We start from the raw sequence: 19,484 nt of genomic DNA on the forward strand, positions 1-19,484 counted from the left end.
ACGCCTGAGGCTAGGAAATTAGATAAATCGGAACCTGCCCTACGGGCAGAACCACGATTTCCTAAATTTCTACGCCTCAAAGCGGGCGTGCTTCACATCTTGATTTTTCAACGAAAATACGTGTGCTAGTTGTCAATGAATTCCCCTTATTAATTTATCTTAACTGAGTTCAGCACGCCTGAGGCTAGGAAATTAGATAAATCGGAACCTGCCCTACGGGCAGAACCACGATTTCCTAAATTTCTACGCCTCAAAGCGGGCGTGCTTCACATCTTGATTTTTCAACGAAAATACGTGTGCTGACTGTTGTTTGAGTTCCCACTGAATGCTCCCTATTAACTTATCTTAATTGAGTTCAACACGCCTGAAAATGGGCATGTTTCACATCTTATTTTTCTAAAGCTTCCAGAACCTGCTGATACACCGTAATCAAATCGCCGATATTGCGCCTGAACACGTCCTTGTCCATATGATTACCGTCCGCGTCCCAGAGCCGCGACGTATCCGGCGAAATCTCATCTGCCAGAATGATTGTCCCGTCAGCCCGGCGGCCGAACTCAAGCTTGAAATCCACCAGCGTCAAGCCGATTTCAGACCAGATTTTCTTCAGCAGCTCATTGATTTTTCTGGTCTCCGTTTTCAAAAACACAATCTCTTCATCGGTCGCGATGTCCAAAAACTTGACATGCTCATCATTGATAAAAGGGTCATCCAGCGCATCGTCCTTATAATAAAACTCGACAATCGGCTCAGGCAGCACCGCACCCTCTTCAAGCCCAAAACGCTTCGCAAACGAGCCCGCCACCACATTTCGCAGCACCACCTCAAGCGGAATAATCGACACCCGCTCGTTCAGCTGCTCCGTCTTTGACAGCTGCTTGATGAAGTGCGTCGTCACGCCCGCCGCATTCAACTTCTCGAAAATCAGCGACGTAATCTGATTGTTCAGCTCCCCCTTGCCGGCAATCTGCTCCTTTCGCGCGCCGTTCAGCGCCGTCGCCTGGTCGCAGTACTCAACCCAGAGCACCTTCTCGTCGTCAGTTGTGTAAAGCTTCTTCGCCTTTCCAGCGTAGAGCAGCGGTCCTTTTTTCATAATCCCCTCCAAATTTCTGTATTTTGTACTTCTTCCAAAGTTTGTCCAAAATCATCCGTCAAAATCGTGACATGCCCCATTTTCCGGTTGTACTTAGCTTCCTTTTTTCCATAATCATGGACGTGCCAATCCGGATGCATCGAGCTGAGCTTGTCAGCCGCCTCGACATGTTGTCCCAGCAGATTAAGCATCATCGCATTTTTCAGCAGCCGAGGCTGAGGAAGCTCCTCCCCGAGAATTCCCTTAACATGCAAATCAAACTGTGAAAAATCACAGGCCTCAATCGTATAATGCCCCGAGTTATGCGGCCGCGGCGCCAACTCATTAATGTACAGCTGACCGTCATTTGTCAAGAACATTTCCACACAAAGCGTGCCAAATAGTCCAAGTCTCTCTGCAATACTGAGCGCCATTTGCACAGCTTCTTTCTGGACAAATTCAGAAATTCGTGCAGGCGCAATCGTCTGATGCAGAATATTGTCAACATGTTCATTTTCACAAACCGGAAAAGTCACATATTCCCTGCCGTTGCCGCTGACCACCACCGAAATTTCCTTGTCGAAAGCAATGAAATCTTCCAGTACACATTCAGCATTTTGTGCAAGTTCCCGTGCCTCCCGAAGATTTTCCGAACATTTCACAACAATTTGTCCATGCCCATCATAACCGCCGCGGCTCGTTTTCAGCACCTGCTTTTTCACGACACTTTCAGGCAAATCGTCCACTGAGCGAATCAGCTTCCAAGGCGCAATCCGCAGCCCGCATGTTTCCAAGAATTCCTTCTCCGCCCGCCGATTCTGCGTGATTTCGAGCAATCGAATCCCCTGAGGAATCTGTACAACATCCTCAACTTTGTGCAATGCTGCGGCCGACACATTTTCAAACTCATAAGTAATCAAGTCGCAGACTTCAGCCAGCCGCTGCAGAGCACCCACATCATCGTAATCCGCCACAATCAGCGCATCCGAACACTTAGCGGCCGAACATTGCCCATTCGGGTCCAGCGTAACCACACAATGCCCCATATACTGTGCAGAAATCGCCATCATCTGCCCCAACTGCCCGCCGCCGATAATCCCAATCGTTTTTTTCAAGTTTTCCATTTTCTCTAACTCTAGTTTAGATGATTTTCCGGAAAAGAAAAAGCAAAAATCGAACTTTTGCTTTTCTTTTTTCTTGAATGTTCGGAATTAGCAGAAATCCCTTGACTTCATCTAAAAAAATGTTAAAATAATCTCATCAAGGAATTGTCACATAAAAAGGACGAGCTTGCGACTCGTCCGTGTCAATTATCCTCGGTGTTATAGAGTGATAACTCTAGTCTTCTTTTTCGAGGAGACTAGAGTTTTCACATAGCCAGACTACAACTTTTGCGACTGTGACGATAAGACGTACAATCTCGACTGCAGTCAGCAGCTGCTCCATAACACCTTTCCAGGAGAAATTTGCATTTTACCATCGTACATCCTCCCAATTTCAACTAGTATTTGCCGGGGGTGCAACACCGATAAAAAATTAACACAGAGGATTTTCATCCCCATACTATTTAATACGTAAAAAATTGGTAGATGTTTCTGGACAAAATGATGTAAATGTATAACTTTTGACCGATCCAGACCTCTTGCAAAAATAAAAATGATATGGTTTCTTTAAGCTTTGTTCAGGAATAGTAAACTACATCTGGATGTCCACAATAAGTTTATTCACTATATCTTTTACATGTTCAATATCAACAATATACCATTCACTCGGCGATTCATATTCCCCATTTGCCGTAGGCACCTCAATTTTTAGCTGCTTATCTTCCAGTAAGTGATGGAGCGCGTTTTCCAGCTTACGTGCACTAAAATTTTGAACTTCCCAAGTTGCAACAATTTTTACGGGTGCATACAAATAAGTTGCTTCATTTTCAGCATCAGATATTCTTTTTTCTACACTCTCTCCTGCGTAACCGATTTTGTATAGATTATGATACTTTGCTATTTCTGGGTTGTCACTGAGTGATTTGACTACATATATGTAGCCTGTAGTGATGTATTCTGCTGCTCGTTCCTGAACAGTTGTCTCTCCCATTACATCACTTGTCACTTCTGTAACCATTTTCCCATGGCGAGATTTTGAATACAAGGAAGCCGTTAATGAGCGGAATAGTGTTTTCCTGTTTTCAGTTCCATTTTCATAAACGATATGTAAATAAGCATTATCGTCGCCATGCTTATCTGTAAAATGCTTCCCGACGCTGACAACATAAAGCAATACGCCATTTTGAACATAAAACTTATTTGCCTCTACCTGATAGTCTGAAAAATCTATCAGTTTACGTTTCCCGGATGCCAACTCAGCTTGTACTAATCTGAATAACGGTTCATACTGTTCAAAATGGTTGGCATGCTTTCTTCGACTGACTTTGTCGGCAGCGTTGATTGTGCGTTTGTACCTTGATAAATCCAGTAATGCCTTTGACTTTCCGCCTTCTTCAAATAAACTTTCGTCGCTCAATATGTCATCCAAAGTTTTAGGATTATCGTCAGTGCTTTGTTCCTCTACTTTAATAGCTAGCAAACCTAATTCATCAATGGGTGCAAGCTTGCTAATCATCTCAGTTTTTTCACGATAACCCTTCAGCCTCGAAAACAACTTGCGCTCAGTCATATCTTTATTTTTTTGAGGTTCCTTGCCATCATGGCTTTTTATCCAGTTGATAATCTCCTGAAATTTCTCAATTTCTGAATCAACTTTTTGACTCTGCTTGTGTGGGAGCTCAGAAATCAATTCATTAAAGATAGGATCAGCAAAAATATCATCTAACGTTTTTTTATCCATTCTGCCTCTCTCTTCTTAATTGTTCTAAACGAGAAAAGGCAAAGGCTAAACGTTGTTCATACTGGTCTGCACTTGCTTTATCAGGAAGTCTTCCGTTTTCCTCATGAAATTGTTTAATCTGCGGATAAAGCATCAGCAATTCGTCGTCACTAAATGTGAACTTGACTCCGTCCATATAATTCTGAATGAACTTAAGGGTTGGCGCATCAATTTCCTTAGAAATGACTTCATAGGCACGCTGGAAAGGATTCACTTCATCAATCAAATCAATTGCTAAATCATCAATATTGATGAACTTGTCCGCCATACGTAAAAATTGATTTCCTGCTGTACCTTCTTCCGCTGTTGAGGCTTGAATCACGGCCTGTGCAATCAGGTGCTGACGCACTTCCTCAGTCTCGTCATTATTTAAGTCAGGATAAGTCGTCATAATCACCCGCGGAATCAATTGCTTGTTAATGACTTTCGCATCAACTCCTGCTGCAATGGCTTGTTGAATCTGACTATCCTGAAGAATCGTGGCTTTCAGGTCATTCAAGTCATTTTCAATAATGTTTTTTGAACGCTCAGAAGATGGCTCTTTCAGTCCTTTGATAAATATATCCGTCCCGCTTGATTTCTGCTCATCATTGTCTTTGCGCTTAAACTTAAAATTTGGCGCAAGAACAGATTCCATCAACAGACTTGCTGTGATGGCTTTCATCACATTGTTTACCGCAAACATCACTTCATCATCCTGAGCATCCGGTTGAGCAATAAGATTGGTAAATTGCGCATGTGTCTTATTTGAGCTATCACGCGTCACGCGACCAATAATCTGAACCACTTCAGTTAATGAATTCCGATACCCAATTGTCAAAGCATATTCCGCAAAAGGCCAGTCGAATCCTTCTTTTGCCATGCCTAGTGCGATGATAATATCCAAATCATCAAGTTCTGTCATTTTACGAAGGTAGTCTTGAACTTTTTCACGTCCCTCTTCATTGACAAGGTCCGCAACTTTCAGAACATGACCATCTTCTTCTGCTACTAACCACAGACCTGTTTCTTCATCAAAGCGAGCATCGCCAAGCTCTTCCAGAATACGGTCAACCTCGTCGTATTTGTCCTTGGTCGACTCGCCTGAATTAACATTTGGGATATGAATAATCGTTTTTTTCGTAGTATCTAACACTTCAGATAAAGCATCTGTGTATCGCCCGCGATAAAAGCTGTAACCCATAGCAAAGCTTTTCAAATATCTGTAACCTTCAAGCTGCTCATAATAAGTATAAGTGACTTTTTCGAACTTCTGCTCATCTGCTGGCTCGAGGATTGGCACGGAATCGCCGCGGAAATATGAGCCTGTCATTGCTACAATATGGGCGGAGGAATTTCCCATGATATTTCGCAAAGCATTTCCTAAAACCGAATTATCGTCTTGTGAAACATGATGAAATTCATCGATTGCAAGTAATACATCGTTAAAGTCTGCATCATTGAGTTGCTCAAAAGCAAAGCGCAGAGTCGCATGTGTGCATATCAAGATATCATCCTCAGGATTTTTGGAACGTATAAAGTTTACGAATTGTGTCACTTTGCTCTCACTTGTTCCACGGTCCGTTAAATTGTTATTTGGCTGAACCACCCAATCTGTGAAAAAGCCAAATTTAGAGAGCTCTGTTGTCTGAAACGATTTCCCGATTGTGCGTTCCGGCACTGCAATGATGGCTTTCTTTACATTTTGATGATGCAGTTTATCTAAGGCTACAAACATCAGGGCACGTGATTTCCCTGAAGCTGGCGGAGCTTTGACTAATAAGTATTGTGCGTCACGTTTTTCGTAGACACGTGCTTGCATTTCTCTCATGCCGAGACTGTTGGTGTTTTGGCTTTTTCCTGTGCTGTCATATTTAATTTCTAGAATGTTTGATGTCATTTTCCTTTTCCTATAGTTCAAAATTGATTTCAACTAAATTTTTTACAAGTAATTAGCGTTGTAATAGCGAAGACAAAAAGGGAATGAATGGAGCAATAATCGTCATATGATTTGCTGTAGTTTGAATGAATTGGTTATACTTTTCAGAAAAGCTCTCAGTTCCAACTGCATTTTTCATTTGCAAACATTTTTGATAAATATCTTCATTATCTTCAATTTTTTCAATTCTTGTCATTAGTTCCGTGAAGCGATTTTCTTCATCACTCGTCAAAACTACATTGAGGCTATTATTGTTTCCGCTTTGGATATTTATTTGTCCCCCGTTTGAAGCATCCAATGTCACTTGTTTGCCACTAAAACTAATAGTATTGCTTTCAGACTTTGGACTTTTTTCTATCTTCATTTGATAATGTGAAGGAAAACCATAACCATCTTCCTCTTTATATCCAATATCGACAATATGATACATTTCCAAAACACCTGTAGGTAAAATGCGTTCAATCATGTCTCCATCTTCGAATGGAATTGATTGGATATCAGTGAATAATCTATTTGTTTGAAGATTTGCTGAAAAATCAAATTCTTCTCCATTTTTCTTTCTCAATTTCAATTTTGCCTGAGGTAAATCGCTAAACATTCCCATTTTCTTCTCCTGTCATTTTCTGATAAAGTTTCAAAAGCACACTTAGGCGCTCTTCGTCTGACTTAAAAGGTTCTTGGCGATAGGCACGCTCTACGATGCCGTCAATTTTCTCGTGCGCCTTGCGTAACCTGGCATTCATTGGTTTATTGGCACCGCCATAAAGCTCTGCTAAAGTGCCCCCTTCCTCTTCGCGCACATCAAGCATTTCTAGAACCGCTTCCTCCAAAATATTTTTCCTCTGGGTTGAAAGCGGCGGAATTGGAAATGTGTTGTAAACCATGCCTGCGGAATAACTATAATCGGTCTTCATTTTCCCGCCAATAGATTTGAACCAAACCATGTGCATTTTGCTTTGCAAAACACCTAGCAGCCACAATTCTGCATCATAAATACCAAATAAGTTTTTACTAATTACCATATCAGAATTGATTATTCCCATTGGCACATATTCTCTTCCTTCAGAAGAGGTAACTGGTATGCAAATCGCCATATTGCTTTCTTTATACCTATCTTCACCAAAGAGGTAAGGGGTTTCTGCCAGTCTCCTTGTAGTCTCTCGCTTACTTTGTAATCTACTCAGTTGAGTTTTACGAACTCGCTCTGATATAAAAGAGATTGTACAAGCCTCTTCATAGTTCTGTTTTGTCAGATGTATTACATATCTCTTTTTGCCATTAATAAATTCATCTCCGCCAATAAAAAGTTTTATCCATTCAATAGCAGGTGAGTTTTCCCTATTTAATTCTATATACTTCTCATATGAAACAATCAAGTTGTTTCCATCATACGGACTACTTCCCGATAAGATACTTGGTAACTCAGAAATAGACTGTGTGTGATTCTTTACAAATATAGTATCTCCCTGTGTCAGATAAGGAGTTATGTTTTCCACTTCTATATAATTCATGTTATCGTCAAAAATCTTTTTTGAATGGCTATCTTTGCATTTGAAGAGTCCAATAATGACTACTGAAACTCCTGCGTTGTTCTTTGCTTGATTTCCCCATTTGAATGATGAATAAGCAAAACTTATCTCTACATGATTCAAAATGAATTCCCAAAGTAAAGAAACTTGGATACCCTGACAAATTGAATTAGTTGTTACGAATGAAAGAGTAGCGGATGAATCTTCAATATATATTACCCCCTTATAAAACCAGCCAGATATATAATCAAGATTCCCAAACTTTATATCCTCACCAATTGCAATCTCTAAATCCTCTTTTTGAGTTTCTGTCCTATTTTTAGCCCCAATATATGGCGGATTCCCCATAATATAAACTTCATCATCTGCTCCATGAGGCACAATCTCATTCCAGTCGACACGTAGAGCATTAGCATGAATGATATTTCCTGATTCTTTAAGAGGAAGCAAAGACGGATTCACATTTGGAATAGCGGTTGTCAACTCCACATTCATCTGATGCTCGGCAATGTAAAGTGAAAGGCGCGCAACTTTATGAGCAAAATCATCAATTTCAATTCCTGAAAAATTGGACAGTTTGATTTCTGAGCTATTAATCAGGATATCGCCTTGAAGTTCCTGGATTTTCAGCAATATTTTAATTTCCAGACGACGCAGTTCTTTATAAGTAATAATCAAAAAATTACCAGAGCCACAAGCAGGGTCCAGAAACTTAATTTTTGACATCCGATTGAGTAAATCATAGAGATTTTTTACATTATCTTTTTGATATTCTTTAACGTGCTTTCCAGTTAAATCTGTTGCAGACAAATAATAATCTATGCTGTCTGATAAACGTTCAAATTCTGTGATTAATTCATCAAGGAAAAGTGGCTTTATCACTTTCATGATATTAGGCACACTGGTATAGTGCATTCCTGCAACTTGGCGCGCTTCCTTATTTGCAACCGTTTGAATCATTGCACCTAAAATGTCAGGGTTAATCTCATTCCATTTGAGCAGTTCACCAGCTTCAATCAAGAGTTTTCGAGTATACGCACTGAAAACCAAGTCGTGATGCGGTTCTTTGAAAAGCTTTCCATTGACGTAAGGAAATTCGTTTAGCCATTCTGGTGTTTTTTCTCGTTTATTCTCAGGAACGTCAAGAACCTCAAAAAGCGCCTTTATTACTAGGTTCAAGTCGCTGCCATCCTCTTTGGTGCGAGTTTTTAAGATATTTGTGAATGAACCTTTGGCAATAATCTCTGTATCTTCCGCAAAATAAAGGAAAAGTGCACGAATCAAGAAAAGATTAAAAGATTTTCCCTCAACTTCTTCTTTAGCAAGCTCAAGGTTGATTTTTACCAGTTCATCATAGAGTTTGGTAAAACGTTCTGCAGCTTTGATATCTGCAGGATTTTCTTTCTGATAATCTACCTTTTCAATGCCGTTCCATGCAAGGAAAAAGTCAGCATACGCTGCCAAATCTTCAAAGTCAATAGCAAGTGTGTCGTTTGTCGTTGTATCTTTTGCATAAAGCTGATGAAAATCTGTTGTGATAATATAACGTGGTTTGCGCTTCTGCTCTTCGATTTCTTGGATGATTTCATCCATTGCTTCCAGTGGGTTAAATTTTACTTTTCTATATTGCACTTTGTTTCTGATGAAAAAATCTCCATCAGAATTTTTTGCACGTGTGATACTTGTTCTGGGAATATCAAAAAGTTCTAGGAATTCCTCAATGAATGTTCCTTGGTTCAGGTTTTCTATTAGCTGTTTAGTTTTGTCTTCAATTTCGGTGATGCTAAGTAAGCTTTTCTTTGCCATTATACCCGCTCACTTCCACTCAAAAAAGCCGACAGTTTTGCCGACTCTCTTAGTGTACACTGAAAAGAGGTAAAATTTACCTGCTCTGCTCTGCTCTGCTCTGCTCTGCTCTGCTCTGCTCTGCTCTGCTCTGCTCTGCTCTGCTCTGCTCTGCTCTGCTCTGCTCTGCTCTGCTCTGCTCTGCTCTGCTCTGCTCTGCTCTGCTAATTGTAGACATGCTAACTTCCTTTGTCAAGTATTTGCTACTCTTATTTTAACTCATTGTTGCCCTATTTTGCAACTAATACCGATGAAATTATAAACTTTTCCCATAATCTAATACACCTTCAACCAGAAGGGAGATTCACACAAAGACTCACCAGAGCTTTTTCAAGCTTCTCATCAACCGATAAAGGGAGTGCTGTTCTCCCTTTTCAGTCACAAAATCCGCCGTAAAACAAAAACGACTCGACTGGTCCGCATCACAGGAGGGGCGCGTCAAGTACTGTTACTGGTATTATATGAAACAATGCTACCTCTGCCAAGAGAAACGGAAAAGCTTTCTAAAATTTGTGCACTTGAGACAAGCCGAAAGACATTTTTATTCAAAGTAAGTACCTCTTCAACTCGTATAGAAACTCTCGTGAGTCCCAGCCAGCAGAACAGGTATAACTTTTTATCTTCATCATCTTCAATCAGATAGGCAACTCTGTAGTCAGTTCTCTTATAACGCAGTTTTCTCACCCAGATTCCTGACAAATCTCCTTTTTTCTCAATACCATCGTAAGGATTTTCAGCAATTTCAGAATAAATCAAGTCTACAAAAAGTTCTTTTAGCCTACGGTCTTTCAGCTTTTTAAGATACTTTTTTACAGAATTAAGCGGAACAATCTCATAAGCCGATTTCACGCTCAAACTCCTTCCTGCTCATTGGTTTAGCCTTGCTCGCTTCTTTCTTTATTGCTTCAAAAGCAAGAGGAATTTTCCTCTTCTTCTCTTTAAAAGCCGCGATGAGTTCTTCTCCTGCAAGGCCGTCTGATATAAGGTCTCTCAATATATCAGCATCATAATCAAAAAATTGGTCTTCTTTAACAAAGCGATAGAAAATACCGTCATTTTTCAGCTCCGGCTCAACAACGACGCCCTCTTTAATATGAAATGATTTTGGTACGGTCAAGGTTAAAGAATTCCCTTGTACTCTTGTCTTTGTTTCCATTTTGTCGCCTTTTTCCAGTAATTATTTAGTAATTACATTATATCCTATTATGATTTGAATTGCAAATGATTGAAAAAAACGGCGCGGCCTGCGCTATTCAGCACTGGCGACGTCGCTCTTTATAATCATTATATCACATCTCCTTTTAAATACCTATGGTATGCCTCACTAGAGAGGCGCGCGAAAGTAAAAGTTCTACATCCCTATAAGTCTTTCAACCAAAAAACTTCACATTCGACTTCGAAACATTCCATTCCGAACTTCCAATGATGAAATCCCAAGATTCATCAAAATCTTTCCCGACAGATTTATGTTCGAAGAAATCAATAAATCTTTGAAAATCTTCGCCTAAATCGTCGATAAATCTGACTGCCGATATCTGCTTCTCTTCGTCCTTCAAAATATCATTTTGCGTCACATGTTCAAGGTTTAAAGAGTTGTAGTACAGAAAGTAGGGAATCTTTGCAGAGGAGTAAAAGACGCCTTTTCGCAAAGCAAGTATTTTTTGCCTCTTTTTATACCAAATATCTCTCAAGTGCTCCAGCTTATCCTGAGACTCTACACAGACTTGCTTATTTTCGAGATCATACCAGTAGGTCTTCGTATCATTTTGACATTCGTCGGAAACAGTATAATCCTCAACGGGAATAAAAACACCGTCAGTATCTGTCAGTTGTGCAATCAGAGCAATATCTGAAGGCAGAAATTTGTTTTGCTCTTTCACAATTTTCATGATTTCACCGACAATCTGTTTTGGTGATAAAGCAGCGTATGATTTGCTGGTGAAAACATCTCCATTGATGACTTTAACGAAAAAGCTGTGATGATTAACGATTTCACCAATATATTCTTCGAAAATCATTTGGTCTGTGATACCTTCAACAATCAGAACAATCACTTTCTTTTTAGTCAAGTTTCGCCCCCGCTTTAGCTTTAATCAATGCCATACGGATTTTACTTGTCGTCTGGCCAACATACAACTCTTCGCTCTGTCCGCCAAGCTGAATGGCACGAAGGTAGAAATCCCGAAGATTATTGGTGCGTTTTACGCCCTTCATTCGTATGTAACGATTTTCAGGGTTGGTTGTGGAGAAGACAACGCAGTTCGTCGGCAGCACCTCAAGCACCCGAAGGTTGTGCGAGGTGAAAATAAGCTGACCTTTAGCACCAGTCGCCATCACATCCACTAATTCACCGAGCAGGTATTCGAAAATCCCTGAATCAAACTCGTCAATGGCTGCAATGATATTCGGATCATTGTATGCCTCAACGAGAAAACTTAGAAGTCCGATAATTTTTTTGATGCCATCTGACTCATAGACAAGAGAAAAACGCTTTCCGCCACGTGTGACGAAAAACTCCAGCCGCACTTCATCTGCTCCGTTTTGACCAATGCGAGCTTCGCGCTCAAAGATGTCCAGCTTTAAGCCGGGAATAATCTCCGGCAGCAGAATGTTCATTTGCCTAATAACATTCTGGTATATCCCGACCGCTTGTTTTTGTACAAAACCGCCGTTCTGCATGTAAAAGGGAATCACGCCGTCAACCGCCATGGCTTTGTCCCTGTAGTGAACACCGACAGGTGTCACGATGTTCGCAGAAATCAACCCTGAATACTCGCTTGTATACATGCGAATGTTTCCGGCCAGAGTTTTGAACTGTTCCAGAACAAGTAATGCCTCTTCCAGATTCTTATTTGACTTTACTAACTTTTGGAAATTAGGGTCAAATAAATAGGAAGTTCGTCTTTGAGCGGTGATGTCATTAATAATATTTAGGGCTTCAAGACTTGCAACCGCTTCCTTCTTTGTCGACTTCACAATTGCCTGGCTGCTTCTGTCAAATTGTAAGATGTTTTTTTCTTTTTTTCCCTTCTCTAATGGCTTTGTGTATAGATTCTCGGAAATGACTGTCACCAAAGGTTTATTGTCATCTTCTTTTTTAAGTCTTAATTCATAAGTATTCACTCTCTCGTTGATGACTTCTGTTTTAATCACAATCCTTGCAACTGTACCTGTTCCTAACATGCCTGCAACTTCAGTGCCGATTCCATTTCCAAGCAGCAAGTTTTTCAGGATTTCCAGCACATCAATCAGTGTTGTTTTTCCTGAACCATTCTGTCCATAAATGCCGGTTACATTCAAATATTCATTCTTTTCAGTGAATGAAATCTTTCCATATTCAACATTTTTTACATTCTCAATGGTTATTTCTCTGATTTTCTGAATCATCATCTGATTCCCTCCAAGTTTTATAGAGTTCAATTAGATTATATCACAAAAACAACAGAATCGATATATTTTATGCCAAAATATGATTTACGGATTAAAAAATTGGCTTTATGTGCGAAAAAAACACCTTTTTTTGTAATTATATAGTCTATAAGATAGTCAAAACCTGGTCTGCCTGGTCACATTATGAGCAGAGAATGCCAAGAAAAAACAACCAAACAAATACTGGTTGCTTTTCAATGCTCGAATTACTTCAGTTTCTGCGTCGAATCAATCGCCCGCGCTTTCGCCTCTTCACGGTATTTCAACAGTTTGTCCTGTAACTTTTCATCATGAACCGCCAGCATCTGCACCGCATAAAGCGCCGCATTCTTCGCCCCAGCCACACCAATGGCCATCGTCGCCACAGGCACCCCCGCAGGCATCTGCACGATTGAATATAAACTGTCCAGTCCAGATAGCGCATGCGACTGCACAGGCACCCCAATCACAGGCACCGTCGTCTGCGCCGCTGTCATCCCAGGCAAATGCGCCGCGCCGCCTGCACCCGCGATAATGACCTGATAACCATTTTCACGCGCCGAATGCGCAAAATCTGCCATCAGCTCTGGTGTCCGATGCGCTGAAATAACTTTTTTGTCATACATAACGCCGAATTCGTCCAGAATCTCCGCGCTGTGCTTCATGGTCTCCCAGTCTGAGATGGAGCCCATGATAATTGCTGCTTCTGCCATAATCACCTCTTTCATGTAATTGAGTTCAGCACGCCTGAAGCTAGAAGATTAGACAAATCGGAACCTGCCCTGCGGGCAGAACCACGATTTCCTATCTGCCCCTATGGGGCTGCTGTCGACTCTCGCTAAGGTGCTAAAGCACCTAGTCGAGTCGCAACTCTTTACGCTTCAAAACGGGCGTACTTCACATCTTAACGCCTTGCTGCCGATATCATGCCGATAGAAAAATCCAGTATTATCCAGCCCGTCAAGCTTGTCATAAACCAGTTTCTGCGCCTGCGCCACATTCAGCGCCGTTTCAGCCAGCAGATAGACCCGACCGCCGTTTGAAACTAGCTGTCCCGCCTCATTTTCCGCCACGCCGGCATAATAAACCTGCCAATCGTTCGGAATTTCAGGCAGAATCAAGCCTTTTGTCGAACTCTCGGGATAGCCGCTCGACGCCATGACAACGCCCAAAGTCACGCTCTCATTGCCCAGCCAGACAAGCTCAGGCTCACGGCCGTCCAAAATGTCCATGATGGCCTGCGCCAAATCCGACGTCAGACGCGGCAGAACGACCTGCGTTTCAGGGTCGCCAAAACGCGCGTTAAACTCAATCGTCTTGACGCCGTCCGCAGTCAGCATCAGCCCCGCATAGAGCACGCCCGTGAAGCTCCTGCCCTCAGCCATAAGCCCCGCCACCACCGGCTTGACAACCTTCTCCAGCGCCTCCGAAACCGCCGACTCAGGAATCTGCGCCACAGGACTGTAAGCTCCCATCCCGCCAGTATTCGCGCCCTTATCACCGTCAAAAGCCCGCTTATGATCCTGCGCAATCGGCATCGGCCAAACCCGCCCCTCATGCACAAACGAAAACAGCGAAAACTCCTCGCCTTCCAAATATTCCTCAATCACGACCTTAGCGTTTTTTTCGGAGAAAATGGCCAGCAGTGCAGCCTCAGCCGCTTCCAAATCCAAAGCCACCGTCACGCCTTTCCCAGCAGCCAGTCCATCCGCCTTCACGACAATCGGTGCCCCCTGAGCCCTCACATAGCTCAGAGCCCCCTGGAGGTCCTCAAACACCGCGTAATCAGCCGTGGGAACCGCCCATTTTTTCATGAGAAATTTCGCAAACTCTTTGGAGCCCTCAATTTCCGCAGCCGCCTGAGTTGGCGCAAAAATCCGCAAATCCGCCGCTGCAAAGGCATCTGCGATGCCGTTCATCAGTGACGTCTCAGGTCCCACAAAGGTCAAGTCAATCTGCTGCGTACGGGCAAAGTCGACCAGCGCTGCATTGTCAAGCTCGGAAATCGGCACGAGCTCAATCTTGTCCCGCTTCATGCCGGCATTTCCCGGCGCACAGTAAACTTTTTCAACTCGCGGACTCTCGCTGAATTTCTTCGCAATCGCATGCTCTCGGCCGCCCGAGCCAATAACCAGAATTTTCACATCGCCTCCCATTTCCTGTTCCTTTAATTCTAGTTTAAACGATTTTATGAGAAAAACGAGCGAAATTCGAACTTTCACCGAACTTTTTTCCGAATCGTTCGGAAAATCATCCGAATTTCGTTACTCAAAAAATTCCTCCGCACAAACTGTTGTTATGTCAGTATCAGCGCAGATTGCCTTTTTCGTAAACAAATACAAATCCGTGTGATACCTGTCAAAAATTTCTGCTCTTTCTTTCAGTTTCTTCACAGTTTGAAAGACTTCCAGCCTGTTTTTCCATTTACATTCGCCGATAATCAGACTTCTGTCATCCATTGATTCCACGACAATGTCAATTTCCTGCGATTGGCCTTGCCTGTCTTTACCCCACCATTTCCCGAAAGATTTAGCAGTAAAAGGAAGCTTCCGTTGTGCATTCTGCCGCCGCAAGTACTGCCTTGCAATCTCCTCAAAAATCGGGCCAATGAATTCGTTCAAGTTTTCAAGTGCAAGTGAAAAATAAACATCGCCGTTCCCGCGCTCAATCTCTGAGCGGACCGAAAAAACATATCGATACCAGAACCTAAGAAAGTTTTCCTTAATCTGATATTGACTTTTCTTCCCCTTCAGAGGATTGGCGTCAAAGGGGATAATTCTTTCAACATAGTCTAATTCTTGTAGGGTAACAAGATATTTAGAGACGAAACTTGGTACAAGGCGTGTAAATTGGGCAATTTCATTTAATGTGACCGCTCCGCTGGCGATTGCCTGCAAAACAGCATTATAATTCGCCGCTTCACGAAATTCCTGTTTCATCAGGAGGGTACCTTCGTTGAATAAATATCCGGAAATTTCGAAATAGAGTTCGTGAATGTTTTCCTCAAAGCTGCGCGACTTGTCAATAAGCGAGAGATAGTAAGGCGTGCCGCCCACCGTCGCAAAATACTGAATTTTTTCCTCTGCGCTCGCTTCAGGGTAAAAACGAGCCGCTTCGTAATAATCCAAAGGTGTGATTTTCAGCTGCCCTGTGCGACGGCCGAATAACGGACTTTTTTCTCCCAAAACCTGATTTTCCATGAAGCTCATTGAAGACCCGCAGAGAATCAGAAAAATATTAGTATTTTTAAACTGATAATCAATCACATGCTGCAAAATCGAGTTCAAAGACTTATTGGCAGTCGCTGCGTAAGGATATTCATCAATAATCAGAACAAGATGCTCTTGAGCAAACTGCTGCTCAATGATTGAAAAGAAACTATTCCAGTCCTCAACTTTGGGGAAATTTTTGATTCCCATCTTTTCTCCCAGTATCTGAGAAAATTTCTCCAGATTCAATGAATCATTAACTTCTTCTGCTGGAAGATAAATCGCATTTTTATCCTTGATAAATTCATTCAGAATAGATGTTTTGCCGATTCGCCGTCTTCCGTAAACAACAGCCATCTGGAAGTTTTTTCTGCGATACATTTTTTCCAGAGCTTGAAGTTCTTTTTCTCTGCCTAGAAACATTGGCTCTCTCCTTTATATCGATAAATCATATTTTTACTACTTATAAGTATTATACTACAAAGTAGTAAAAAATAAAAACACCAAGATTCTTTTGAAATCTTGATGTAATAGACATATTGTCGTACATGTTACCTCAGCGAATTCAGCAAGAAGATAATGGTCATCAGAATCAAAATGCCGAAGAAAAGCCAAAGCCAGCCCAGGCTCTTAACCCCTTCCCAAATCGGATGCTTGATCTCGGATTTTTTCTCAAGCAGCATCGGATTAGCGCTGTTCAGGTGCTTCGTGCCGTACTTCCAGATGATATCCGCAGGAATAACCTCTTTATTTACACGTACGTCGCCGTTGTCTTCAATCAGAATCTCATTCCCTATCCAGGTCATTGCGCCGGCAATGAAAAGATTTGCGCCATGTGTCTCTTTAAGATTCCGCAAATCATACGGATTCATCTCAAGCAGAATTTGGTCATTAATCGGAAAATATCGCTGAGCGCCATTGTCAAAGGTGCACCATAGTTTTGGCCCCGGAAGCATTTCTGCTTTAATACATTTCGGATAATTAGCCATTTTTTCTTCTCCCATAAATTCTATATATTTCCATGTTTAAAATTATCGGAATGTCGGCAAAATCCTCAGAACGAAATAAAGAATAACCAGAGCCACAAGAATGATAGAAATCCAGAGCCAGGAAAGGTCCAGAATTCCCCGAAGAATCGGATGTTTGGTTTCTATTTTCTTCTCAAGTTCAGGATTAGGGCTGTTGAGATGCTTCTTACTGTACTTCCACAGAATCTCCGCTGGAATAATCTCCTTATTCACTTGCACATCTCCGTTGTCATCAATCATAATCTTGTTTCCCATCCAGGTCATTGCACGGCCGATGAACAAATTTGCACCATATGTCTCTTTAAGATGCATCACGTCCAGTGGCCTCATAAGGAGCTCAATCTGCGTATTCATTGGAAAATACCGCACGGCACCGTTGTCAAACGTACACCATAATTCTGGTCCAGGAACCATTTCTGCTTTAATACATTTTGGATAATCAGTCATTTTCTTTTCCCCTTTCTAAATGGCTTTCTCACTTTTAAGGCAACTTCAGCTCTAATTCTTTTTCCGTTTCTTCTTTCGTCATGAGGCTCAAAGCATTGTCTGAGAGGCGTCTAATCAGGTAATCCCCGAATGCGCCGTAAATTGTTCCCTCTTTAAATTTGACGGCAAGCCGATTGGCACGATTGGAATCCGTTTTTCTGAAAGTTCCACCCGTCATTTTTTCAACCCACCAGACCTTCTTTTTCTCAAAGATTTCATGAATCCAGACGAATTGCGGAATGTCTCGAGAAATTCTCCAAACAGTGACTTCTTCATTTCCCTGTTTCACCCGCAGGGTCGGCATCCGACTGAGCTTTTGCTCAAGTGTCTCGTCGATTTTTTCACTGTTTCGCCAAAGTTCCTCCGCTGAATAAATGTCAAAGTCATTGAGAAGCAAACTCCCGTCTTTCTGGAGCTCAATCTTGGAAGACTGCGAGTTCCCGCCGAATAACCCGAAAAACTTCCGCTGCGGCTGAAGATTCGACATCATGCCCGACATCATGTGCGGATGCATCAGATGCAGCTCCAAGTTGTCAAATTCAAGCCTGAGCATTTGATTTGAAGTCTGGGCGGCCTTAATGACTTTAGGAAATTCGTCCATGTTACACCCGCCTTTCTATCAAGATGTGAAGCACGCCCGCTACGAAGCGTAGAGATTTAGGCGTGCAAATCTCAATTATCAAATTCGGCAAACCTCTAATCCCTTTGACACTTTGAATTGTAGCACAAAATTTTGACTGAAAAACGAAAAATCCCATATCTGCATATTCTATTCTCATAACTTTTCCAGTTCTTTCTCGCGGGAATTCTCTTCCTCAAAGCAGCCAAGCTTTCCGAGCATTTCGTTGCACTCGCGCATGACTTCAAGCCCGGCTTTATCCCCCATCCGATAACGATAAAAGCCCTTATTGTAGCGCAGCATCAGCTTTTCATAGAGAAAATCAATGGAAATATGGACATTATCGAGGTAAGTGATGTATTTTAGGGCCAAGCGGAAATTCTTCCGCTGAATGAAAATCGCAATCAGGTTCAGCGTGGTACGAATCACCAATTGGTTGTTGACGCTGAGGTTCTTATAGAACTCGACTCTACCTAGAATTGATGCTTCCACAAGATTGAGCGTCGCGTCGTTAAAAAGCTGGATGCAGTTGGAAAACGCCCAGAACTCGTAGCGGCCCCAGTCCTCGACCGACATCAGGTAATCTTTCAGATAGGCCACATCATCCTTAGGCATGGCAAATTTGGTCAAACCAGATAAAACTGTCTTGACCACGATACAATTGATGCGCGGGTAACGCTTCTGCGGCTCCGCCTTACGCTTGGCCTCCCAGTCTTTCAGAATCGCCCGCACCTTGGCCACATTCTGCGTCTCCACCGCCTGCGCCAAATCCTCACGAAAAGCATATTCTTCCGAGAGAGAATAATTGTCGTAAATACTCTCAAACTCGTCCAGAGTGACCGACGTATTCGCCAGCAGACACATGAACTTGTCAATCGTGAGACTGCTCTCGCCGCGCTCAAAGCGGGAAATCTGCGACTGTGAGATTTCGCTGTCCGCCACATCCGTCATGGCCAGATGCTTGGATTTGCGAATACTCTGGTAAACCTGACCTGATTTTCCGAAAGTTTTTTGAATTTCTTTTTGATTATGCATATAAGGGTATTTTAACATATTTTCTAGACAAAAAAACTGCTTTCGCAGCAGTTTTCTGATTTTCTGGTCATTTCTCCAGGATATGTACATTAAATTATTTCAACTGAGTTCGGCACGCCTGAAGCTAGAAGATTAGAAAAGCAGGCTGTTGCGGCTTCAGCCGTTTACAGTTCGCTTTCCCCACCACTGTGGGATAAATTGAGAACCTGCCTTACGGCAGAACCTCAATTTCCTAAGCAGACTCTTACCGCTTTAGCGGTTTAGAGGTCGCTTTCCCCTTTAAGGGGTAAATCTTTACGCTTCATAACGGGCGTGCCTCACATCTTATTTCAACTGAGTTCGGCACGCCTGAAGCTAGAAGATTAGATAAATTGAGAACCTGCCTTACGGCAGAACCTCAATTTCCTAAATCTTTACGCTTCATAACGGGCGTGCCTCACATCTTATTTCAA

The 19,484-nt window shown here is 42.1% G+C and carries 16 protein-coding genes and 1 pseudogene; all 17 read right to left on the minus strand.

Annotated elements, in window-relative coordinates:
- Nucleotides 1-388 precede the first annotated feature (388 nt).
- The 17 genes and pseudogenes from purC to ACYQ2E_RS10445 all read right to left on the minus strand — a co-directional run bounded on the left by purC (nucleotide 389) and on the right by ACYQ2E_RS10445 (nucleotide 19,032).
- Nucleotides 389-1,093 (minus strand): phosphoribosylaminoimidazolesuccinocarboxamide synthase, encoded by a 705-nt coding sequence (gene purC, locus ACYQ2E_RS10365; protein WP_460017993.1) that lies wholly within the window; start codon nucleotides 1,091-1,093, stop codon nucleotides 389-391.
- Nucleotides 1,090-2,196, minus strand: a complete 1,107-nt coding sequence (gene purK, locus ACYQ2E_RS10370) for a 5-(carboxyamino)imidazole ribonucleotide synthase (protein ID WP_460017994.1) — start codon at nucleotides 2,194-2,196, stop codon at nucleotides 1,090-1,092. The genes purC and purK overlap by 4 nt, the downstream gene beginning before the upstream one ends.
- Before the next feature lie 571 nt (nucleotides 2,197-2,767).
- Nucleotides 2,768-3,916 carry a GIY-YIG nuclease family protein gene (locus ACYQ2E_RS10375; protein ID WP_460017995.1) on the minus strand — a complete coding sequence of 383 codons (1,149 nt, stop codon included), beginning with the start codon at nucleotides 3,914-3,916 and terminating at the stop codon, nucleotides 2,768-2,770.
- Entirely contained in the window at nucleotides 3,909-5,834 is a 1,926-nt protein-coding gene (locus ACYQ2E_RS10380; protein WP_460017996.1) for a DEAD/DEAH box helicase, read from the minus strand. Before ACYQ2E_RS10380 ends, ACYQ2E_RS10375 begins: the two co-directional genes overlap by 8 nt.
- 52 nt (nucleotides 5,835-5,886) lie before the next feature.
- Nucleotides 5,887-6,477, minus strand: coding sequence for a hypothetical protein (locus ACYQ2E_RS10385; RefSeq protein WP_460017997.1), 591 nt, complete (start codon nucleotides 6,475-6,477; stop codon nucleotides 5,887-5,889).
- Entirely contained in the window at nucleotides 6,464-9,208 is a 2,745-nt protein-coding gene (locus ACYQ2E_RS10390; RefSeq protein WP_460017998.1) for a class I SAM-dependent DNA methyltransferase, read from the minus strand. The genes ACYQ2E_RS10385 and ACYQ2E_RS10390 overlap by 14 nt, the downstream gene beginning before the upstream one ends.
- Nucleotides 9,209-9,809: 601 nt before the next feature.
- A pseudogene (locus ACYQ2E_RS10395) lies at nucleotides 9,810-10,096 on the minus strand (type II toxin-antitoxin system mRNA interferase toxin, RelE/StbE family).
- The gene (locus tag ACYQ2E_RS10400) at nucleotides 10,080-10,403 is read right to left on the minus strand and encodes an AbrB/MazE/SpoVT family DNA-binding domain-containing protein (RefSeq protein ID WP_460017999.1); all 324 of its coding nucleotides are present in this window, start codon (nucleotides 10,401-10,403) and stop codon (nucleotides 10,080-10,082) included. The pseudogene ACYQ2E_RS10395 and the gene ACYQ2E_RS10400 overlap by 17 nt, the downstream one beginning before the upstream one ends.
- A 214-nt stretch (nucleotides 10,404-10,617) precedes the next feature.
- On the minus strand, nucleotides 10,618-11,316 hold the full coding sequence (locus ACYQ2E_RS10405; protein ID WP_460018000.1) for a hypothetical protein: 699 nt from the start codon (nucleotides 11,314-11,316) through the stop codon (nucleotides 10,618-10,620).
- Nucleotides 11,309-12,637 carry an AAA family ATPase gene (locus ACYQ2E_RS10410; RefSeq protein ID WP_460018001.1) on the minus strand — a complete coding sequence of 443 codons (1,329 nt, stop codon included), beginning with the start codon at nucleotides 12,635-12,637 and terminating at the stop codon, nucleotides 11,309-11,311. Before ACYQ2E_RS10410 ends, ACYQ2E_RS10405 begins: the two co-directional genes overlap by 8 nt.
- 245 nt (nucleotides 12,638-12,882) lie before the next feature.
- On the minus strand, nucleotides 12,883-13,368 hold the full coding sequence (gene purE / locus ACYQ2E_RS10415) for a 5-(carboxyamino)imidazole ribonucleotide mutase (RefSeq protein ID WP_460018007.1): 486 nt from the start codon (nucleotides 13,366-13,368) through the stop codon (nucleotides 12,883-12,885).
- Nucleotides 13,369-13,536: 168 nt separating this feature from the next.
- A complete protein-coding gene (gene purD / locus ACYQ2E_RS10420; protein ID WP_460018008.1) occupies nucleotides 13,537-14,799 on the minus strand; it encodes a phosphoribosylamine--glycine ligase in 1,263 nt (420 codons plus the stop codon).
- Between the two features lie 120 nt (nucleotides 14,800-14,919).
- The gene (locus ACYQ2E_RS10425) at nucleotides 14,920-16,287 is read right to left on the minus strand and encodes an ATP-binding protein (protein ID WP_460018002.1); all 1,368 of its coding nucleotides are present in this window, start codon (nucleotides 16,285-16,287) and stop codon (nucleotides 14,920-14,922) included.
- Nucleotides 16,288-16,415: 128 nt separating this feature from the next.
- The gene (locus ACYQ2E_RS10430; protein WP_460018003.1) at nucleotides 16,416-16,868 is read right to left on the minus strand and encodes a hypothetical protein; all 453 of its coding nucleotides are present in this window, start codon (nucleotides 16,866-16,868) and stop codon (nucleotides 16,416-16,418) included.
- Nucleotides 16,869-16,895: 27 nt separating this feature from the next.
- Nucleotides 16,896-17,339, minus strand: coding sequence for a hypothetical protein (locus ACYQ2E_RS10435; RefSeq protein ID WP_460018004.1), 444 nt, complete (start codon nucleotides 17,337-17,339; stop codon nucleotides 16,896-16,898).
- Between the two features lie 34 nt (nucleotides 17,340-17,373).
- A complete protein-coding gene (locus ACYQ2E_RS10440; RefSeq protein WP_460018005.1) occupies nucleotides 17,374-17,979 on the minus strand; it encodes a hypothetical protein in 606 nt (201 codons plus the stop codon).
- 174 nt (nucleotides 17,980-18,153) lie between these two features.
- A complete protein-coding gene (locus ACYQ2E_RS10445) occupies nucleotides 18,154-19,032 on the minus strand; it encodes a helix-turn-helix domain-containing protein (protein WP_460018006.1) in 879 nt (292 codons plus the stop codon).
- Nucleotides 19,033-19,484 lie beyond the last annotated feature (452 nt).

The organism is Lactovum odontotermitis (assembly GCF_054658595.1).